The 446-nt window shown below is 45.7% G+C and carries 1 protein-coding gene; it reads right to left on the reverse strand.

What is annotated here, in order from left to right; genetic code table 11:
- Positions 1-158 precede the first annotated feature (158 nt).
- Positions 159-446 (reverse strand): hypothetical protein (locus tag FOI68_RS23710; protein ID WP_185974036.1); only part of this gene is annotated, 288 nt, incomplete at its 5' end.

Raw genomic sequence — 446 nt, forward strand, 5'->3', positions numbered from 1 at the left:
TTTGGCAAAGAGCCTCGGTTTGATCTTTTGTATTCTCGAGCTTAACGACTTCGCCCTTCTGGAGCTGCTTATCGCAATTGTGACAGCGAGACGTTCGACTGAGTGCATAGACCAGATTTTTCTTTTTCTCAGTTTCAGGTTTTGCAGGAGCCATTTTGTTAATGCAGTCCTGAGTCGCGTCCAGCAATAGATGAATTGTTCGCACCACCAGTGATGGCGGAGCGCAGATTGTGATCCGACGCGATTGCCAGATCAACAGCATCAAGAAATTTTCTGCCGCCGTTTCCGTTCATGTGCGCCGTGTCCCTAAAATCACTGATATTGAAAAGGTTGGGATCGTTATTCAGGTCCAGAAAACTGCAGTTATTTTCAGCCGCCAATTTTTTCGTTAGTGTCAAATATTTATCATACATTCCGGGAGGCATCACTGCCATATTTGCCGGCAT

This window comes from Brevibacillus sp. LEMMJ03 (assembly GCF_007197875.1).
Lineage (GTDB): Bacteria > Bacillota > Bacilli > Brevibacillales > Brevibacillaceae > Brevibacillus > Brevibacillus thermoruber.